General features: G+C 72.5%; 15 protein-coding genes. 9 read left to right on the top strand and 6 right to left on the bottom strand.

Annotation, left to right across the window (positions count from 1 at the left end):
- Positions 1 to 89: 89 nt before the first annotated feature.
- Positions 90 to 656, top strand: a complete 567-nt coding sequence (locus D7231_RS01145) for a hypothetical protein (protein WP_120752990.1) — start codon at positions 90 to 92, stop codon at positions 654 to 656.
- A 70-nt stretch (positions 657 to 726) separates the two neighbouring features.
- Here the strand turns inward: D7231_RS01145 and D7231_RS01140 are convergent, their stop codons facing one another.
- From D7231_RS01140 to D7231_RS01130, 3 genes are all read right to left on the bottom strand, one after another.
- Positions 727 to 1,275, bottom strand: coding sequence for a hypothetical protein (locus D7231_RS01140; RefSeq protein WP_120752989.1), 549 nt, complete (start codon positions 1,273 to 1,275; stop codon positions 727 to 729).
- Between the two features lie 100 nt (positions 1,276 to 1,375).
- Positions 1,376 to 1,804, bottom strand: coding sequence for a DUF6314 family protein (locus D7231_RS01135; RefSeq protein ID WP_324197142.1), 429 nt, complete (start codon positions 1,802 to 1,804; stop codon positions 1,376 to 1,378).
- Between the two features lie 133 nt (positions 1,805 to 1,937).
- Positions 1,938 to 3,056, bottom strand: coding sequence for an FAD-dependent oxidoreductase (locus D7231_RS01130; protein ID WP_120752988.1), 1,119 nt, complete (start codon positions 3,054 to 3,056; stop codon positions 1,938 to 1,940).
- 228 nt (positions 3,057 to 3,284) lie between these two features.
- On the opposite strand from D7231_RS01130, the gene D7231_RS01125 reads away from it, so the two are divergent.
- Together D7231_RS01125 and helR are read left to right on the top strand one after the other, a co-directional pair.
- The gene (locus D7231_RS01125; RefSeq protein WP_120752987.1) at positions 3,285 to 4,538 is read left to right on the top strand and encodes a glycosyltransferase; all 1,254 of its coding nucleotides are present in this window, start codon (positions 3,285 to 3,287) and stop codon (positions 4,536 to 4,538) included.
- A 240-nt stretch (positions 4,539 to 4,778) separates the two neighbouring features.
- Positions 4,779 to 6,941, top strand: a complete 2,163-nt coding sequence (helR, locus tag D7231_RS01120; protein WP_120752986.1) for an RNA polymerase recycling motor ATPase HelR — start codon at positions 4,779 to 4,781, stop codon at positions 6,939 to 6,941.
- A 158-nt stretch (positions 6,942 to 7,099) separates the two neighbouring features.
- Here helR and D7231_RS01115 read toward each other — a convergent pair whose 3' ends face one another.
- Complete coding sequence (locus D7231_RS01115) at positions 7,100 to 7,351, bottom strand: putative antibiotic biosynthesis monooxygenase (protein ID WP_120752985.1); 252 nt, start codon at positions 7,349 to 7,351, stop codon at positions 7,100 to 7,102.
- A 104-nt stretch (positions 7,352 to 7,455) separates the two neighbouring features.
- Between D7231_RS01115 and D7231_RS01110 the strand changes: the two genes are divergently transcribed.
- From D7231_RS01110 to D7231_RS01090, 5 genes are all read left to right on the top strand, one after another.
- Positions 7,456 to 8,046, top strand: coding sequence for a TetR/AcrR family transcriptional regulator (locus tag D7231_RS01110; RefSeq protein WP_120752984.1), 591 nt, complete (start codon positions 7,456 to 7,458; stop codon positions 8,044 to 8,046).
- Positions 8,047 to 8,196: 150 nt separating this feature from the next.
- Positions 8,197 to 9,864 (top strand): sensor histidine kinase, encoded by a 1,668-nt coding sequence (locus D7231_RS01105; protein ID WP_241999497.1) that lies wholly within the window; start codon positions 8,197 to 8,199, stop codon positions 9,862 to 9,864.
- A complete protein-coding gene (locus D7231_RS01100) occupies positions 9,861 to 10,538 on the top strand; it encodes a response regulator (RefSeq protein WP_120752983.1) in 678 nt (225 codons plus the stop codon). Before D7231_RS01105 ends, D7231_RS01100 begins: the two co-directional genes overlap by 4 nt.
- Positions 10,539 to 10,750: 212 nt before the next feature.
- Positions 10,751 to 11,557, top strand: a complete 807-nt coding sequence (locus D7231_RS01095) for an ABC transporter ATP-binding protein (RefSeq protein ID WP_120752982.1) — start codon at positions 10,751 to 10,753, stop codon at positions 11,555 to 11,557.
- 56 nt (positions 11,558 to 11,613) lie between these two features.
- A complete protein-coding gene (locus D7231_RS01090) occupies positions 11,614 to 14,205 on the top strand; it encodes an ABC transporter permease (RefSeq protein ID WP_120752981.1) in 2,592 nt (863 codons plus the stop codon).
- 120 nt (positions 14,206 to 14,325) lie between these two features.
- Here D7231_RS01090 and D7231_RS01085 read toward each other — a convergent pair whose 3' ends face one another.
- Positions 14,326 to 15,930, bottom strand: coding sequence for a serine/threonine-protein kinase (locus tag D7231_RS01085; RefSeq protein ID WP_241999496.1), 1,605 nt, complete (start codon positions 15,928 to 15,930; stop codon positions 14,326 to 14,328).
- Between the two features lie 45 nt (positions 15,931 to 15,975).
- On the bottom strand, positions 15,976 to 16,782 hold the full coding sequence (locus tag D7231_RS01080) for an FHA domain-containing protein (protein WP_199739279.1): 807 nt from the start codon (positions 16,780 to 16,782) through the stop codon (positions 15,976 to 15,978).
- A 228-nt stretch (positions 16,783 to 17,010) separates the two neighbouring features.
- Between D7231_RS01080 and D7231_RS01075 the strand changes: the two genes are divergently transcribed.
- Positions 17,011 to 18,561: a DUF8189 domain-containing protein gene (locus D7231_RS01075; protein WP_120752979.1), complete on the top strand. Its 1,551-nt coding sequence runs from the start codon at positions 17,011 to 17,013 to the stop codon at positions 18,559 to 18,561.
- Positions 18,562 to 18,572 lie beyond the last annotated feature (11 nt).

Below are 18,572 nucleotides of genomic sequence, written 5' to 3'. Positions count from 1 at the left end.
ACGGTGGCCGTGCCTCAGACACCTGCCCGAGGTGCCACTACGCCCGGAACAAGAAAGACAAGGGGAAGCTGCTCCACGGCATTCCGGAAGTGACCGACAGCGAGGATTTGCGCAGCGTCGTCGGGCAGATCGGCGCCAATCTGCGGAAGGACAAGAGCCTCGTCGGCGATCCGACCGCCGTCTTCATGATGGGCGTGCTCGAGGCGAAGATCAATCAGCACGAATACTTCCTCGTCGCCTCCAGCGGGCGCACCCCGGAACCGTGGATCAAGGACAAGCACCTCGACGGAATCACCTACCACCCGGGGAAGTGGACACAGGTGAACCCGTCCCTTCCCGCGAACAACCAGGGGTGGCTGACCGTCCGCGGCGAGAAGGTGAACCTGGGCGACGGCATAGCGGGCGTCACCCGGCCGTGCTCCGCCGTCAAACTCCTGGTGGGCCTGGGCAAGATGGGCCTCAAATGGCAGAACGTCGACTACCTGCGCATGAGCGAGATGGTCTACGTCGGCGCCGGCGCCACGGACGCCGACCACATGCGGACCTGGCACGGACAAGGCGCCACGAACTCCTGGACCGCCCACTCCTGCGACGCCTGCGAAGCCCGCATCCCCTACCTGATCTGCGATGTCCCGCGCAATCGCTTCGCCGACTGAACCGGATGACGATCCGGTGCTGCGGATCGCCGACGGCACCGCGGCCAAGGGACCGGACACGGTTCCCCGGTCATGAGGGGCTCTTTCGTGCAGTGACGTAGTTGAACGGCTCGCAGACTCCGGCGCTGTGGTGGCCGGCGGCCGCGAGAGCCAGGGCCAGGCGCTTGCGGGGCGCGATGTCCAGGCCCGCGGTGGCGTGCAGGGCGCCGAGCGCGAATTCGTCCCCGCACCCCACGGCCGCGTATCCGTCGGCGGGCTCGGCCACCTGGTAGTCGTCGTAGACGGCGAACAGGCGGCCGTGTATGCCGACGAGGAACGTCCCGGACTCCTCCTGCTCGGAGTCCTTGCGCGCCCAGCCGCCTTCCTTCAGACAGGTGCGCAGCTTGTCGACGAAGACGGTGGCCATGAACCGGTCCAGGTCGCCCTTGGGCTTCGGCGCCTTGAACGCGTGGTGCAGCAGCTGGCCCATGCGGAAGCTGGTGGTGAACCCCATGGCGTAGGGGCCGTTGCGGAAGATCTTCGGATCCCGGCGCACGGTGACTCTGAGGCCGGAGACACCGGCCGAATCCCCGCCCAGGTGCACCCGCTCGTTGTGTACGAGCCCGACGATCACGGTCATGGTCTCCCCCTCCGCCGTACCACCCTTCCGATACTTCGCCCGGAGAGACGTACGGAAACCGCCAGGGGTGAAGGGCCGACCGATAGGCAGCGGGGCCCGCTTACGCCCCGGCGGCAGGCCCGCGCCGGTAGACCGTGCGTTGCAGGTGGTCCTTGGCCGGGCCGGTCGTGCGCCAGCGGACCTGCCACTCATCGCGGGAGACGACCGCGAAGGCTCCCTCGTAGCGGTCTGCCGCGCAGGGGTGGCAGACAGCCCACCCGCCGGTACGCAGGTCGAGGTCGTGGAAGAAGCGGCCGTCGGCGAACATGACCTCGCAGGTGCCGTCCGCCCCGGGGAGCAGCACGAGCGTGCGGCCCGCTCGGCCCGGCGTGCCGCCGTCCCAGCGCAGCTCGCCCTCCTCCGTATGCGACACCCGGCCGTCGCCGGCCGCCCCGAACACCGCCGTGCCGCGGAACGACCCGCTGCGCCCGGCACCCAGATCGACGAGGGTGCGCTCGACGGTCCACTCCCCCGTGAGGTAATCCACCACGTCGGAGACCGGATGCAGGTCCGGCCCCTCGGGCCAATCCGGACCGGGAAGCGTAACGGGAACGGGAGACTCCATCCCCTGATTATCCCTCCTCGCCGGGCCGGGCACCGGTATCCGCGCTCGCGCTCGGCGGTCAGGACGGCTGGACTTGGTCGAAGAGGGCGAGGGCTTCGGCGGGATCCGGGCTCACAAGGCGTTCCAGACCGGCCGCCGTGATCTTCGCCCACTTGCCGGCCCGCGCCCACATCTGTTCCTCGAAGGCGCGGACGGCTCCGTCCGGATCTCCGGGGCCGGTGGCGATGGACTCGGCGAGTTCGGCGCCTTCCAGCATCGCGAGGTTCGCGCCCACCCCCAGCGGGGGCATCAGATGGGCGGCGTCGCCCAGGAGCGTCACCCCGGGGACGTGGGCCCAGGCATGGGACACGGGCAGGACGTGGAAGGGGCGGTGGACGAAAGCGGTGCCGTTGCGGAGGAGGTCGAGGACGGGAGCGGCCCAGCCGTCGAACAGGGTCGGCAGACTCGATCGCACGGCCTCGGCGTCGGCCAGGTCCAGGTGCGTGTGCCAGTCCAGCGGGGCGCGGAATTTGGCGTACACCTTCACGTGGCCGCCGCTGTTGCGCTGGGCGACGAGGCTTCGGTTCACGCCGTACACGGCCAGGGAACCGTCGCCGATCAGCCGGGCGAGGTCGGGGTGGCGGGTGTCGACGTCGTCGAGGGAGGTCTCGATCGAGGTGACGCCGCTGTAGTGCGGCACCACCGGCGAGACTGCCGGGCGGACCCGGGACCAGGCGCCGTCCGCGCCGACCACGAGGTCGAACGTCTCCTGTCGCCCGTCCGCGAAATGGACCAGCACACCGTCCCGGGTCCCCGGCACCACCCGCGTCACGCCCCGGCCCCACTGGACGTCGAGAGGGCCGAGCAGCAGGTCACGGAGTTGCCCGCGGTCGATCTCAGGATTGGCCCGGTCGTCCGGACGGGGTTGCCAGTCGCGCAGGACGGTCCCGTCCGTGTCCAGGATGCGCATGGCCTGCCCCTCGGGACGGGACAGCGCCCGGAACTCCGCCAGCAGTCCCGCCTTGTCCAGCGCGAGCTGGCCCATCCCTTCATGCAGGTCCAGCGTGCCGCCCGGGGGGCGGGCGTCGGGGGCGGGATCGCGTTCGAGGACGGCGACGGGGTAGTCGTGACGGTGCAGGACGCGGGCGAAGGTAAGGCCGGCAGGGCCGCTCCCGACCACTGCGATGCGATGTCTCATATCGATAGACCGTATGGTCGGCCCGGTGATTGGCGGGAGACCCAGGTCCGAACGGCCTCGCCGAGACAAAAAACAAAGGCAAGGAGATTACCCACTCCTTGCCACTCTTAACTTATAGCGCACTAGGGGCCTTGCGGCAAGGCCCCCCTCGTGCCGCAGAATCTCACGCCTAGGCACGCCCAGGGCGGAAGCCTAGGGCCGGAACCTGCGGAAACGGGGAGTCACAAAGTGCGCGTGTTGTTGTCGACGTATGGGTCGCGTGGGGACGTCGAACCGCTGGTGGCTCTCGCGGTGCAGTTGCGGGCACTCGGCGCGGAGGTGCGGGTGTGCGCGCCGCCGGACGAGGCCTTCGCGCAGCGGTTGGCCGATGTGGGCGTGCCGCTGGTGCCGGTCGGTCCGTCGGCGCGCAAGCTGACGAAGGCGGCGCCGGCGCCGTCATCCCTGCCGCAGCGCGCGGCGGCGTTGATCGCCGCCCAGTTCGAGGTGATCACCGAGGCGGCCGAGGGGTGTGACGCGGTGGTGGCGACCGGAATGGTGCCGGCCGCGGCCGGCGCGCTGTCGGTGGCCGAGAAGCTGGGCATCGCCTCCGTGTCCGTAACGTTCCAGCAGCTCACCCTGCCGTCGCCGCACCGCGCGCCGCTGGCGTATCCGGGCCGGCCGTTCCCGCCGGAGGTGACCGACAACCGCGTGCTGTGGGACCTGGACGCCCGGAGCATCAACGCGCTGTTCGGCGAGGCGCTCAACACCAACCGGGTCGCGCACGGCCTGCCGCCGGTGGACGACGTGCGCGACTACGTCGTCGGCGGCCGGCCGTGGCTGGCGACGGACCCGGTCCTGGACCCGTGGCGGGAGACGCCGGGCCTCGATGTCGTCCAGACCGGCGCGTGGATCCTGCCCGACGAGCGCCCGCTGCCGGACGAGCTGGTGGCGTTCCTGGACGCCGGTACGCCCCCGGTGTACGTGGGCTTCGGCAGCATGCCGATGCACGCGTCGGCGGACGTCGCGCAGGTGGCCGTCGAGGCGGTCCGGGCGCAGGGCCGCCGCGCGGTCGTGGCCCGCGGCTGGGCCGACCTGGACCTGATCGACGACCAGGACGACTGTTTCCTCGTCGGCGAGGTCAGCCACCGGGCGCTGTTCGGCAAGGTGGCCGCCGTCGTGCATCACGGCGGCGCGGGCACCACGATGGCGGCCGCGCGGGCGGGCGCGCCGCAGGTCGTGGTGCCCCAGGCGACGGACCAGCCGTACTGGGCCGGGCGGGTCGCCGAGCTGGGCGTCGGCGCGGCGCACGACGGTCCGGCTCCGACCTTCGAGTCCTTGTCGGCCGCGCTCGGGACGGCCCTGGCCCGCGGGACCCGCGCACGAGCGGCCGTCGTGGCCGACGCGATCCGCACCGACGGAGCGGCGGTGGCCGCGAAGCTGCTGCTCGACGCGATCAGTCGTCCCCGGACGGCCGGCCGGGGACAGGCGCCCCTGACAGCGTGAACCGAACAGGGTCACCGAGCCGGAACGCGACCCGGAACGACCCTGAACCCGACCCGTAACGCGAAAACCTGCACAATCACCCTGGCGACCTGTACCGGCAGCGGCCGGCCACGGGGTCCACGTCGGACGGAGATTTGTTCCGTCCGACGTGGCCACCCCGTGCGCCGCCCGCTGCCGGTCCGGACGCTTCTCGCTGCGCGCTCACATGGTCGCGAGCGACATCAGATCGGAGCCGATGCCGTGCACCCGCTGACCACCACCAGCGTTTTTGACCTTCCCGACCGCCTTTCCCCCAAGGCCGACCCGGCGCTGATCGCCGGCGACGAGCAGCACTTCACCGCCATCGCGGAGAGCCTTGAGCAGGCGATCGCGGAGCTGTCCGACCACCTCGACGCCCTGCGCAGGGCGCCCGGCGGCGCGGGCCGGGAAGCGATGGACCGGGACATAGAGATCCACCGGCTGACCGCCCGCCTGCGCACCCTGCGCCGTTTCGGCCTGGACCTGTGCCTCGGGCACATGGTCGGCGCGGACAGCTCCGAGCCGGTGTACGTGGGACGGCTCGGCCTTACGGACAGCACGGGTCGCCGGCTGCTGCTCGACTGGCGCTCCCCGGCGGCCGAGCCGTTCTTCGGCGCCACCCACGCCAACCCCATGGGCCTGGCGAGCCGCCGCAGGTACCGCTGGACGCGAGGCCGGATCAGCGACTACTGGGACGAGGTGTTCGCCTCGGAGGGGTTCGCCGGGCACGCGGCGCTCGACGACCAGTCCGCGTTCATCGCCAGCCTGGGCAGCAGCCGGTCGCCTCGCATGCGCGACGTGCTCGGCACCATCCAGGCCGACCAGGACGCCATCATCCGGGCGGGGTCCCGTGGCGCCCTCGTCGTCGACGGCGGCCCGGGTACGGGGAAGACCGTCGTCGCCCTGCACCGCTCCGCCTACCTCCTCTACTCCGACCCGCGCCTCGGTCACCGCCGGGGCGGCGTGCTGTTCGTCGGCCCGCACCGGCCCTACCTCGCCTACGTCGCCGACGTCCTCCCCAGCCTCGGCGAGGAGGGCGTGCAGACCTGCATCCTGCGGGACCTCGTCGCCGAGGGAGCCGCGGCAGGGGTCGAGGCCGACCCGGACGTGGCCCTCCTGAAGTCGTCCGCGGAGCTGGTGAACGCGATCGAGAAGGCCGTCAGGTTCTACGAGGAGCCGCCGGCCGAGGGGATGACGGTCACGACCCACTGGTCCGACATCCGGCTGACCGCCGACGACTGGGCCGCGGCGTTCGACGCGGCGGAACCCGGCACTCCGCACAACGACGCGCGCGAGCAGGTCTGGGAGGAACTGCTCGAGATCCTGGTGGACAAGCACGAGGCCGAGCACGAGGGCGACGTCTCGCCCGACCAGCTCGGCAAGTCGCTGCGGCGGAACAGGGAACTGCTCACCGCCTTCAACCGCGCGTGGCCGCTGCTCGAAGCGGCGGACATCGTGGGAGACCTGTGGACCGTGCCCGCCTACCTGCGGCTGTGCGCTCCCTGGCTCGCCCCCGAGGACGTGCGGAAGCTCCAGCGCGCGGATGCCCGGGCCTGGACGATATCCGACCTGCCGTTCCTGGACGCGGCACGGCAGCGGCTCGGCGACCCGGAGGCGTCGCGGCGCAAGCGCCGGCACAAGGCCACCGTCGCTGCCGAACGCGAGCGCATGGCCGGCGTCATCGACAACATCCTCGACGCCGATCCCGACGGTGAGGGCGCCGTGACGATGCTGCACGGACAGGACCTGCGGACCGCCCTGGTCGACGAGAGCGCCCTGCCCACCCCCGAACCGGACCTGCTCGCCGGCCCGTTCGCGCACGTCGTCGTGGACGAGGCCCAGGAGCTGACCGACGCGGAGTGGCAGATGCTGCTGCTCCGCTGCCCGTCCCGGAGCTTCACCATCGTCGGGGACCGCGCCCAGGCCAGGCACGGGTTCACGGAGTCGTGGCAGGAGCGGCTGGAGCGGATCGGGCTCGACCGGATCAACCTGGCCTCCCTGGCCATCAACTACCGGACGCCGGAAGAGGTCATGGCGCAAGCCGAGCCGGTCATCCGCGCCGCGCTCCCGGACGCCAACGTGCCGACGTCCATCCGCAGCAGCGGCATCCCCGTCGTGCACGGATCCACTGCGGATCTGAGCACGATCCTCGACACCTGGCTCGCCTCGCAGCCGGACGGGACCGCCTGCGTCATCGGCGACCCCGCCTTCCGCGAGACGCCCCGCGTCCGGTCCCTGACCCCGGAGCTGTCGAAGGGCCTCGAGTTCGACCTGGTCGTCCTCGTCGACCCGGAGAACTTCGGCGAGGGCATCGAGGGAGCGGTCGACCGCTACGTCGCCATGACCCGGGCGACCCGGCAACTCGTCGTCCTCACGACTCCCTGACGACTCCCTGACATCGTCTGAACGAAAACACACGCTCACGGCATAAGCCGGAGAGGCTCCCGGACGGCGGCCGACGTACACCGTGGTGTACGTCGGCCGCCGTCCGTGTTACGCCGGAGAAGAAGCGTGAGTGGTCCGGCTCAGTGACGCGGTGAGTGTCAGCGGGTGCCGCGCGTGAGCAGCCGGAGCCGCAGATGTTGCAGTCGCGGCATCAGGACATAGACCACGGTGAGGACTACGCACGCGCTGAGGACGAGGGTTTGGAGGACGAGCGGGAGGCGCTGGAGCCATTCGTGGAACAGCAGCTCCAGCACGGTGAGCGTCGGGAAGACCGACATCCAGATCATCAGTGCCATGTGGTGCCGGGGCGGCGGACCGGCCTGGGGGACGGCAGGGGTGTGCTCAGACATGCGTACGGACTCCTTGGCGATCAAATTCCAACCAACCGTTTGGAGATTAGCTGAAGTTTCAAGCAATCTCCAAACGGTTGGTTGGAGTCGCATATGATCGGGGCATGGCCTGGGACACCGCACGCACCCGACAAGCCCTGCTCGACGCCGCCGTCGACGAATTCGCCGAGCACGGCTTCGACGGTGCTCGCATCGAACGCATCGGCACTCGCGCCGGCGTGAACAAGGAGCGGATCTACCAGTACTTCGGCAACAAGCGGCAGCTCTTCGGGCAGGTGATGGAGACGGAGCTGGAGCGCATCGCCACGACCATCCCGCTCACCGCCGAGCAGGCCGAGGACCTCGGCCACTACGCGGGTCTGCTGTACGACTACCACCGGTCCCGGCCCCAGTTCATCCGCCTGCTGCACTGGGAGGGCCTCCTCGACCGGGGCGGCCCCGCACTCAAGGAACCGGAGCGCACCGCCACGTACGGCTCGCGCGTCGCGGCCCTCGCACAGACCCAGCGCGCCGGGGCACTGGACGGCGGCCTGCGGCCCGAGGAGCTCTTCTATGCCGTGCTGGCCCTGGCCGCCTGGTGGTTCACGGTCCCCCAGGCCGTCCGCATGATCTTCGACAGGCCGTCCGACCCCGAGGCGGAGCGTGCTTCTCTGATCCGGATGGTCCGCAGCCTGGCCCGTCAGGGCGCGCCGTAAACGAGCCCGCGCATCGCACAGCAGGCAACCGCTCCAGGGAGCAAAGCCCTACGGCTGAAACTGAAGCCGCCTCTCTCTGTCTTTCGGCAGAGGCGGAGATCGGTCGTGAGGTGCACGTTGTCGCGGATGGGGGCATTGATACTGGTCAGCGTGGCACTCACTCGTCTGTTCCGTTCCCTTCCCGACCGCGGTCGCTTGCGCGCGGTGGTGGAGACGGGCGGGGTGGTGTCCGCGGGGCTGGTGGTGTGGGGGGCTGTCGCGGGGCTCGGGTTTCCGGCTCACCCGTATGTGCAGGTGACGGCGCTGGCCGTCGGTGCCGGGCTCTTTCCGCTGCGTCGCCGCTTCCCCGTGGCCGTGCTCCTCGTCCTCGCCGCGCTGACGGGTGCGGCGCCGTGCGTCGGGCCGGTCACGGCGGCGACCGCGTTCGCGGTGGCGCGGCGGACGGTCCGGGCGCGGCGGCGCGGCCGGTTGCTGGTCGCGGCGGCCGCTGTGGTCGTGGTGTGTGCGACGGTGTCGGCGCCCTGGTCCGGTCCGGGGCCGGTGGAGTACGGCCTGGCGCTCGGTCTGATCCTCACGCCGGCCGCCGTGCTCGTGCCCGGTCTGGTCGGCACGTCGTACGGGCAGCAGCGGCGGCTGGTGCAGGCGCTGCGTGAGCGCGGGGACGCGGCGGAGCGGGCCCGCCGCTCCGCCGACAGCGAGGCCCGTACCCACGAGCGGTCCCGCATCGCCGCCGAGATGCACGATCTGGTGGGGCACCGGCTCAGCCTCATCTCGCTGCACGCCGGCGGGCTGGAGCTGGCCCTGGAGCGGGCCGACCCCGAGCTGCGCGAGGAAGCCGTGCTGGTGCGGCGGACCACCCGGGACGCGATGCGCGAGCTGCGGCAGGCCGTCGGGGTGCTCGGGCCGCTGGGCCGGGACACCGGGCCGGAGGCGCTCACCGACGCCACCGGTACGCGCGCCGACATCGAGTCGCTCGTGGCGGAGTCCCGGAACGGCGGGATCGCCGTACGGCTGGACTGGACGGGGCCGGACCTCGACGCCCGTACGGCGCGGGTGCGCCGGGCAGTGCACCGGGTGGTACGGGAGTCCCTGACCAACGTGCACCGGTACGCGAGCGCGGCGCACGTCACCGTGACGGTGGTGCACGGCGACGAGACGGTACGGGTCACCGTCCGCAACGGCGCCCCGCCCGCGCCCCCGGCCTCCGCCGGAAGCGTGGGCACCGGCCGCGGTCTCACCGGACTCCGGGAGCGGGTGGAGCTGCTGGGCGGGACGTTCGACGCCGCTCCCCTGCCGTCCGGCGGCTTCCAGGTGGACGCGGTCGTGCCGGCCGAGCCCGGCGACACCCCGGCCCGCGCGCCGGCCCGCGCGCACACGGCCGGCGACGTGACAGGTCACGACGCGAGCCACGACGCAGGCACCCCGCCCGAACGCCGGACCGCCCAGGTGCTGACCCTCGCCCTCGGGCTGGCGGCGCTGAGCGTGCTGATGGTCCTCGGGACCGCCTTCGTGTACGCCACCGCGCCGCACAAGAACGCCGGGCCGAGCCCGCTGCCCCGGGTCGGCATGACCTACGCCGACGTGGCGGCAACGGGCGTCTCGGACAACAAGGCCGTCCGGGCCGCGGCCACCGGCCACGAACCGCCGCGCCCCGCCGGCACGGCCGGCTGCGTCTACCCGTTCAACGGCGCCACCGAGCCCCGCCCCGGCGGCCTGATCGTCGCCCGCTACTGCTTCGACGCCTCACAGCGCCTCATCGCCATCGACCGTTTCACCGTCCCGTCGGTCCGGGACGCCGCACCCTGGGAGACCCCGTGACCGAGCCCGCCCGGGCCATCCGCGTCCTGCTCGCCGACGACGAGACGATGATCCGGCACGGAGTACGCCTGATCCTCCGGCACGCCGACGGCATCGAGGTCGTCGCCGAGGCCCCGGACGGGCGGCAGGCCGTCGAGTCGGCCGCCGCGCACCGCCCCGACGTGGTGCTGCTGGACATCCGGATGCCGGTGTGCGACGGGCTGGCCGCGATCGCTCCGCTGCTCGCCCTCGACCCCGCGCCGCGCGTGGTGATGCTGACGACCTTCGGCGACGACGACAATGTCGTCCGGGCGCTGCGGGCGGGCGCCGCCGGGTTCTTACTGAAGGACGAGGGCCCGCAGGAGCTGATCAGCGCGGTACGGGCGGCCGCCGCCGGGGACGCCGTGCTCTCCCCGGGCGTGACGGGGGCGGTGATCTCCCGGATGCTGCGCGCCGGTGGCGCGCAGGACGCCGACGGCGGGCGTGCGGACGAGCGGATCGCCCGGCTCACCGGCCGGGAGCGGGAGGTCCTGGCGATGCTCGGCGAGGGGCTGTCGAACCAGGACATCGCCGCGCGGCTCGGCATCGGGATCGGCACGGTGAAGACGCACGTGGGCGCGATCCTGGACAAGACCGGTTCGACGAGCCGCGTCCAGGCCGCGCTGCTCGCCCACCGGACCGGCCTGGCCTCCTGACGAAACGGCCACTGCCGCCTCTCCCCGTAGGCGGAGCTCCCCGGCCGTCCTCTCTGCCCTTCGGTAGAGAGGAATCAGGCACCACTGCCCTTTCGGCAGAGGTCAACTCCCGCCTCCAGAGCGATGTTTTCGCAGTTCAGGGCCGTGAGGATGGATACGTCCCCCGGCTCGCGGAACTCCTCGCGAGCCGTCGCACGCCAGGCGGAGTATCCATGTCACAGACGTTCCCTTCCTCCAGCGCACCCCTCGTGGAGCCGGCCGCCCGCGCATCCGGCCTGACCAAGACGTACGGAAGGGGCGAGACGCGGGTCACCGCGCTGGACGCGGTGTCCGTGGAGTTCGCGCGGGGCAGGTTCACGGCCGTCATGGGCCCGTCCGGTTCCGGCAAGTCCACGCTGATGCACTGCATGGCGGGCCTGGACCCGGTGTCCTCGGGGTCGGCCCGGATCGGCGGCGTCGAGCTGTCCGCCCTCAACGACCGGCAGCTCACCCGGTTGCGGCGGGAGAAGGTCGGGTTCGTCTTCCAGGGCTTCAACCTGCTGCCGACCCTCACCGCGCTGGAGAACATCACCCTGCCCCTGCGGCTGGCCGGCCGGCAGCCCGACGCCGCGTGGCTGGACACCGTCGTCTCCACCGTCGGCCTCGCGGGCCGGCTCGCGCACCGCCCCTCCCAGCTCTCCGGCGGTCAGCAGCAGCGCGTCGCCGTGGCCCGCGCCCTGGTCTCCCGCCCGGAGATCGTGTTCGCCGACGAGCCGACCGGCAACCTCGACTCCCGCTCCGGCGCCGAGGTGCTCGGGTTCCTGCGCGACTCGGTGCGGGAACTGGGGCAGACGGTGGTGATGGTCACTCACGACCCCGTGGCCGCCGCCCACGCCGATCGCGTGGTGTTCCTCGCCGACGGCCGCCTGGTCGACGAACTGCACGAGCCGACCTCCGGCGCCGTCCTCGACCGGATGCTCGCGTTCGAAGCCCAGGGCCGTACCGCGCAGGGCCCCGCGGCCCGTAGCCGCACTTCCTGAACGCGTTCCCCGGCCCCCTCCGCCCTCCGCCGTACTCACACTCTCCGAAAGCCGCCATGCTGCGAACAGCCCTGCGCAACGTCCTCGCGCACAAGGCCCGTCTGATCATGACCGTCCTCGCGGTCAGCCTCGGGGTCGCGTTCATCTCCGGCTCGCTCGTCTTCGCCGACTCCACCACCGCCGCCTACCGCGCCTCCATGGCGAAGAACTACGCCGGCATCGCGGTCACCGTGGACCCGAAATACCCCCCGGGCGCCCCCGCCGGCGAGCGCACCACCGTCCTCGACGACGCGCTCGTCGCCGAGCTGGCCGCCGTTCCCGGTGTCACCGCTGCCCGTCCGACGGCCGACGGCTCGGCCACCCTGGCCGCCAAGGACGGCTCCCCCATGCGCGCGGGCAACGCCATGGGCAAGCTGGCCGCCGCCTACGTCCCCGGCCCCGACGGCAAGGACCGCCGCTACCCGCTGACGGCCGGCCGCGCCCCGCGCACGGACGGCGAGGTGGCCCTGGACCGCGGCACTGCCGCGGCCGGTTCGTACTCCCTGGGTGACACGGTCACCCTGGCCACCGACGGCCCGGTCCTCCACATGCGGCTGGTCGGCATCGTCTCGTCCGACGACACCCGGGTCACCTCCGGCGGCACCCTCGCCGTGTTCGGCAAGGCCACCGCGCAGAAGCTGTTCGCCACGCCGGGCCACTACACCGGGATCGACGTCTCCGCCGCGCCCGGCACCGACCGGATCGAACTCGCCCGGCGCATCAGCGCGCTGCTGCCGGCCGACCGCGCCGAGGTGACCACCGCGACCGCGAAGGCCGCCCGGCAGTCGGTCTTCATCGACACAAAGACCAGCAGTTACGCCCGGCTGCCCATGGTCTTCGCCGTGGTGTCGCTCTTCATCGGCTCGTTCCTCATCATCAACACCTTCACCATGCTCATCACGCGGCGCTCCCGCGAGATCGCGCTGCTCCGCGCGATCGGCGCCACCCGCCGCCAGGTGGTCGGCTCGGTGCTCGCCGAGGCGGCCCTGGTCGGCCTCGTCGCCTCCGCAACCGGATTTGTCCTCGGGCTCGGTGTGGCCACTGCCCTGCCCGGCCTGCTCGGCACCGCGGACGATCTGCTGCCCCGGGGCCCGCTGGTGATCGGCCCGGCCCCGGTTCTCGCCTCCCTCGCGGTCGGTGTCGGCGTTACGGTCCTCGCCGCGTGGCTGCCCTCGCGCCGCGCGGCCAGGATCGCGCCCGTCGAGGCGATGCGCACCGCCGAGCAGCCGCCCTCCACGACGGTGTCCCGGATCCGCGGCGCGGCCGGCGCGGTCATGCTCCTCGCCGGCGGCGGCCTGCTGATCTCCCTGAGCGGCGCGAAGGACGCCTCGGACGAGAACCTCCAAACAGCCATGCTCGGCTGCGGCGTCCTCGTGACCGGTCTGATCGTGCTGGCCCCGCTGCTGGCGGGCCCGGTGATCCGGCTCCTCGGCCGGCTCACCGCCCGGCTCGGCGGCGTCGCGGGCGGCCTCGCGAAGGACAACGCCCTACGGGATCCCCGCCGCACGGCCGCCACCGCCGCCGCCCTGATGATCAGCACCGCGCTGGTCTCCGGACTCGCCGTCATCGACCACTCCTCCAGCCGGGCCCTGGACTCCCAGGCCGCCGCCGGCCTGAGCGCCGACTACGTCATCAGCACCCGTAACACCACCACCGCCATCGACGCGGCCGCCGTCCGGCGGGTCGCCGCCGTGCCGGGGGTCGCGACCGCGTCCGCCGTCGCGGACTCCACCATGACCGCCGGCGCCTCCGCCCGGCCGGTCTCCGGTGTCGACCCGAAGACCGTGGGGGCCGTCATGAAGCTCCGCTTCACCAGCGGCTCGGCCGAGGACCTCGGACCGGGCCGGATCGCCGTCTCCAGCAGCTTCGCCCGCGACAACCGGGTCAGCACCGGCGGACTGATCAAGGCGAGCATCGGCCCCGGTCAGGGCGGCCCCGGCCGAGGCGACCGCGAGCGGTCCTACACCGTCGTCGGGGTCTACGAGGACAACCCCACCGCCCAGGACGTCCTCGCCGACCGCGGCGACGTCCAGCAGCACAGCTACCTGCGCAACTCCCTCCAGCGCATCCTCGTGGCCACTGAACACCACGGCACGGCCGCCTCCCGGAACCTGGAGAAGCAGCTGCGCGGCGCCGTCGACAACAGCCCCCTGCTGAAGGTCCAGAACCGGGCCCAGCTCGTCCAGGAGCAGGCCGGAGTCGCGGGCGATCTGATCACCATGGTCTTCGGGCTGCTCGCCATCGGCGTGATCATCTCCGCGCTCGGCATGGTCAACACGCTCGCCATGTCGGTCTCCGAACGCACCCGGGAGATCGGGGTCCTGCGGGCGATCGGCATGGACCGTACGGGCATCCGGCGGATGATCCGCCTCGAATCCCTCACCGTCGCCGCGTACGGCACGCTGCTGGGGCTCGCCGCCGGCCTGTTCGGAGCGTGGAAGATCAGCGGGCTCGCCAACGGGGCCGTGCCTCAGTACGCGTTCGCCCTCCCCTGGGGCACGCTCGCCCTCGTCGTCGTCCTCTCGCTCGCCGTCGGCGCCGCCGCGGCGGCGCTCCCCGCCCGCCGGGCCGCCGCGCTCAGCCCCCTGCAAGCGGTCGCCGAGTCCTGACCCGCGTTGCCGGGCCGGTGCTCACCACGGGAGCGCTGAGCGAGCCATCCGGAACGATCCGGAGTGACACGCGCGGCGGTTCGCGATGGACTCCGGGTGTGACGGCCCGGCCCCGGAGTCTCATCGCCGTGCGGGTGCGGGTGCGGATGCGGGTGCGGTGACGGGTGCGGGGCGCGGGCATTCGGGGACCGATGGATGGTCCTTCGAGCGCACGGCGGGCAGCCAGGCGGTGGGCCGCGTGGCACCCCGCGGGAGACGTACGCGGTACCAGACGGCGGACAGCGTGTCCGCCTCGTCGATGATGGGGATCCCCTGGGGGAGGAGGCAGTCCACGGCGAGCTCATCGCCGTGCCACACGCGCGTCGGTACGACGTTGTCGATGGTGTAGGGCCGGGTGGGGTCGATCGCCAGGCCGAGACTGCACTGCGGGTCCCGGTCCGTACGGTCCCGGCAGCTCTTCTCGGCGTTGAACACCCGGATCCGGCCAGTGGCTTCGGCGGCGGTGGCGCCGGGCGTGCCTGATGCTCTGGCCGCGCCGTGCGAGCCGGATGCGCCGCCGCGTACGGCGTACGGCCAGATCGCCGCACCCACCGTGCACACCGCAACGGCCGCGAGTGCAACGCGCGTTCTTCGGCCCCTGCGTGTTGGCCGACGCGATGGCCGGCTCGTCCGCCGACTCACCCTCCAGGGCCTTCGCCCGCGTAACGCCGGATCCCCGCCCGCCCCCACCGTGGGCTCGGCTTCCGTGGCCTGCCGGTCGGTGGCGATGCGCGCCAGGAGGCTCTCGGCGGTGTGCGCGGCACGTGCGGCGTGGGTCGGGGCCAGGCAGTCGGCGGCCAGCGCGCGCCAGAACGGCGGGACCGCACTGTCCAGGCGGAGCGGTGCGCGCCCCTCGGCGTACTCCTGCGTCGCGGCGGCGCGGGCCATGGGCGTGGCGCCGGGGAACGGCGGGGCGCCGGAGGCGAACACCTCGTGGATCATGATGCCCAGGGCCCAGATGTCGGCGCTCGGCCGGACCTCCACTCCGTACTCGCCGAGCGGGGCCTTCCAGCGCTCGGGCGGGAGGTAGTCGAAGGTGCCCATCGGGGGCGCGTACCCGTGGGTGCCGCGGGTGCCGGTCAGTTCCGTGGCGAGCCCGAAGTCCGAGAGCTTCACCGAACCGTCCGCCATCAGCAGGATGTTGTCCGGCTTGAGGTCCCCGTGCACCCAGCCGCTGCGGTGCAGGTGGGCCAGGCCCTCGCAGATCTCGGCGAGCAGCCGGGCGCCCTCGGCTTCGGTCACGCCGGCGTCAGTCACACCGCCGTCGGTCGCCTCGGCGTCGAGCAGATCCCGCAGGCTGCGCTCGGCCCGCTCCATGACCAGCACGACGGCACCGTCGAGGACCGGAAGGTCCGGTTCGCCGAGCACGACGGACGCCAGCAGGCGGATCAGCCGCGGGTGGGAGGAGCGGCGGCCGAACTCGACCTCGCGCCGCGCGGTTTCCGCCGCCTTGCGGGCCTGGCGCGGGGCCAGCCCGGCGGTCGGCAGGACCTTGAGCGCTACGGCGCCGCGCCCCGGCTCCCCTGCCCCGCGGCCGTCCGCCGCCCCGTCACCGGCGAACCGTCCCGCGTAGACGGTTGCCCAGCCACCGGCCCCTATCGGCTCGGTGACCTCCCAGTCGCCGATGCGGTAGCCGCGCGGGAGCAGTTCCGTACGGTCATCTCCCGGTCCCGATGTGCCGGCCACGCCATGCACGACATCCCCCTTCGGGCCGTCCGGGTCCGCCACGTCTCATCGCACCGTCTCCCGCTCGTGTGCGCCCGTTCCGGGCCGGGGCGGCAGCAGCGCGAGGTGCTCCTCCCGTACGAGCCCGAACCGCAGCACGAGTCCGACGATGGTCTCCCGCTTGCCGTTGCGGCGGGCTTCCCTGCGGGGCCCGTAGTCGGTGGGGGTGCTGATCCGCATCTTCTCGTCGGCCAGGTAGTCGATGTGCGAGCTGACCGCGCGGGCCGTCAGCCGGCCGCAGGCGGGGTGGCTCTTGAGCCGCTCGACGATCTCGGGGGTGGTGGGCACCGCGACCGGGGACTCGTCACGCAGCCGCGGTTCGCAGAGCGCGACCAGGACCAGGAAGTAGAGGGCCGTCTCGTCCAGGGAGTACGCCGTGACGGTGCGGCTCCCCCACTGGTCGCCGAGGCCGTCCGGGTCCAGGTAGACGTGGTCGGGCGCGAACACCTGGAAGGCGACCGTGGTGTTGCGGCGGGTGGGCAGCACGACTCGCGAGAACTCGAACGGGATGGGCGCTCCCGCCCGCCGTGGCGGCACCCTCAGGTACTCGCCCGCGCCCTCCGGGTTCTCCACCAGGTAGCTCTGGGTCGTACTGAGGTTGCTCAGCTGCCAGTGGTCGTCCGTCACCCGGATCTCGCCCGCCAGCCGGGATATCGCCTCGTCGTCGAGGCGGAGCTCGACCGGGGACGTCGCGGAGCCCCGCCCGAAGCGCGCCACCTCCCCCGGGCCGAGCCGCAACGTCACCGCGTCTCCGCGCGGCTCCCCTCCGGCCCCCGCCGCCCCCTGCGGAAGATAGATCACTACCCCGCTCATTTCCCCCTCCTCACCCCGGCGCCTGACGGCCGCATCATCGGTCCTCACGCACGTCGAACGTTAGCGCGGCGGGGACGGGGTGCGCCTCCCGCGTCTCCCCCGTCTCCCGGACGGTCCGCCGGCCCCGCTTGTCAGTCCGTAGCGTTCCGGATGCCCTCATCGGGCTGCCGTGGCTACCGTCTGCGGTCCCGTCCGACATGACCACTCCCGAGGAGGGAGGAACACCAGGTGCCTCACGGTCTTCACTGTCTCCACGATCGTTCCCGGCGCGCGCTGCGCTTCGTTCTCGCGGCGGCGGCCGCCGTCCTGCCGTCACTGGTGACGGCGTCCCCGGCCACTGCCCACGCCGCCCAAACCGCCCAAGTCGCCGGCTTCGCCGCCGCGTGCCCGACCGCCGGCTTCGTGTTCCAGCACTACAGCGACAGCCACGACGGCATCGACATCGCCAACGACTACGGCGCCCCGATCTACGCCGTCGGCGACGGCGAGGTCATCAACTCCGGCCCCGCCCAGGGCTACGGCCAGTGGATCCGCATCCTGCACCCCGACGGAACGGTGACCGAGTACGGCCACATGTACCGGCGGGAGGTCGCCGTCGGCGACCGGGTGACGGCCGGGCAGCTCATCGCGCTCGTCGGCAGCGAGGGCCAGTCCAGCGGCCCTCACCTCCACCTGCGGGTGCGGGTCGACACGTCCACCGACAAGCGCGGCATCGACCCGGAGCCCTACCTCGCGGAGCGCGGCGTGGGGCTGCCGTGCACCCCGGGCACCGGCCCCCGGCCCAAGCCGCTGGTGTACCCGGTGGAGTCGGGCCGGGTGGTCTCGGCACGGTCGGCCGACGGACGCCTGGAGGTGTTCGCGGCCGGGGCCGACGGCGTGCACCACGCCTGGCAGTCCCAGGTGAACGGCGCCTGGTCGGAGTGGGAGCCGCTGGGCGGGCCGAAGGGTGCGGAACTCGCGATCGCGCCCAACGCCGACGGCCGCCTGGAACTGCTCGCGCTCAGCGGCGACGTCTTCCAGCACCGCTACCAGACGTCCCCCTCCGGCGGCTGGTCGGGCTGGGAGGGCTTCGGCACCGGCGGGCGCTACGTCGCCGCGGGTGCCAACGGCGACGGCCGCCTGGAAGTGTTCGCCTCCGGCCCGGAAGGCGTCTTCCACCGGTACCAGACCGCCCCCAACAGCGGCTGGTCGGGCTGGGAGCCCACGGGCGGCGGCCCTGCGGCCGGCAGGCTGGGGATGGAGAAGTCACCCGACGGCCGTCTTGAGGTCTTCGCGCTCAACGACAAGGTGTTCCAGCACCAGTACCAGACGGCCGTCAACGGCGGCTGGTCGTCATGGGAGGACTTCGGCGTCGGCGGGCACGACCTGACGGTCGACCACAACGCCGACGGACGCCTGGAGGTGTTCGCCTCCGGCCCGGAAGGCGTCTTCCACCGGTATCAGACGAACCCCACCAGCTGGTCGGGGTGGGAGCCCACCCGAGGTCCCGCGGGCTCCATGCTGACCAGTGACCGGACCCCCGACGGGCGGGTCGAGGTGTTCGCCATCAACGGCGACGTCGCCATGCACATGTGGCAGACGGGAGCCAACGCCGCGTACGGGGACTGGACCGGCTTCGGCGTCGGCGGAACCGAGATCACCGCCGCCACCAACGCCGACGGCCGCATCGAAGTGTTCGGCACCAGCCGCGCCGGGGTCCATCACCGGTGGCAGACGGGCTTCAGCACCTGGTCCGAATGGTCCTGGCTCAACAGCAGCACCGGCCCCGCCGTCACCTGACCCGGGGTGCC

Source organism: Streptomyces klenkii (genome assembly GCF_003626645.1).
In the GTDB taxonomy this organism is placed as follows: domain Bacteria; phylum Actinomycetota; class Actinomycetes; order Streptomycetales; family Streptomycetaceae; genus Streptomyces; species Streptomyces klenkii.
Note: the sequence above shows the minus strand (reverse complement) of the source record. Positions and strands in the feature narration are given on the sequence as shown.

What these genes read in the sequence shown, in the direction of transcription:
- D7231_RS01140 (WP_120752989.1), bottom strand. Translation starts at nt 1,275, where the DNA reads ATGACCGTGATCGTCGGGCTCGTACACAACGAGCGGGTGCACCTGGGC.
- D7231_RS01130 (WP_120752988.1), bottom strand. Translation starts at nt 3,056, where the DNA reads ATGAGACATCGCATCGCAGTGGTCGGGAGCGGCCCTGCCGGCCTTACC.
- D7231_RS01115 (WP_120752985.1), bottom strand. Translation starts at nt 7,351, where the DNA reads ATGTCTGAGCACACCCCTGCCGTCCCCCAGGCCGGTCCGCCGCCCCGG.
- D7231_RS01110 (WP_120752984.1), top strand. Translation starts at nt 7,456, where the DNA reads ATGGCCTGGGACACCGCACGCACCCGACAAGCCCTGCTCGACGCCGCC.
- D7231_RS01095 (WP_120752982.1), top strand. Translation starts at nt 10,751, where the DNA reads ATGTCACAGACGTTCCCTTCCTCCAGCGCACCCCTCGTGGAGCCGGCC.
- D7231_RS01090 (WP_120752981.1), top strand. Translation starts at nt 11,614, where the DNA reads ATGCTGCGAACAGCCCTGCGCAACGTCCTCGCGCACAAGGCCCGTCTG.
- D7231_RS01080 (WP_199739279.1), bottom strand. Translation starts at nt 16,782, where the DNA reads ATGAGCGGGGTAGTGATCTATCTTCCGCAGGGGGCGGCGGGGGCCGGA.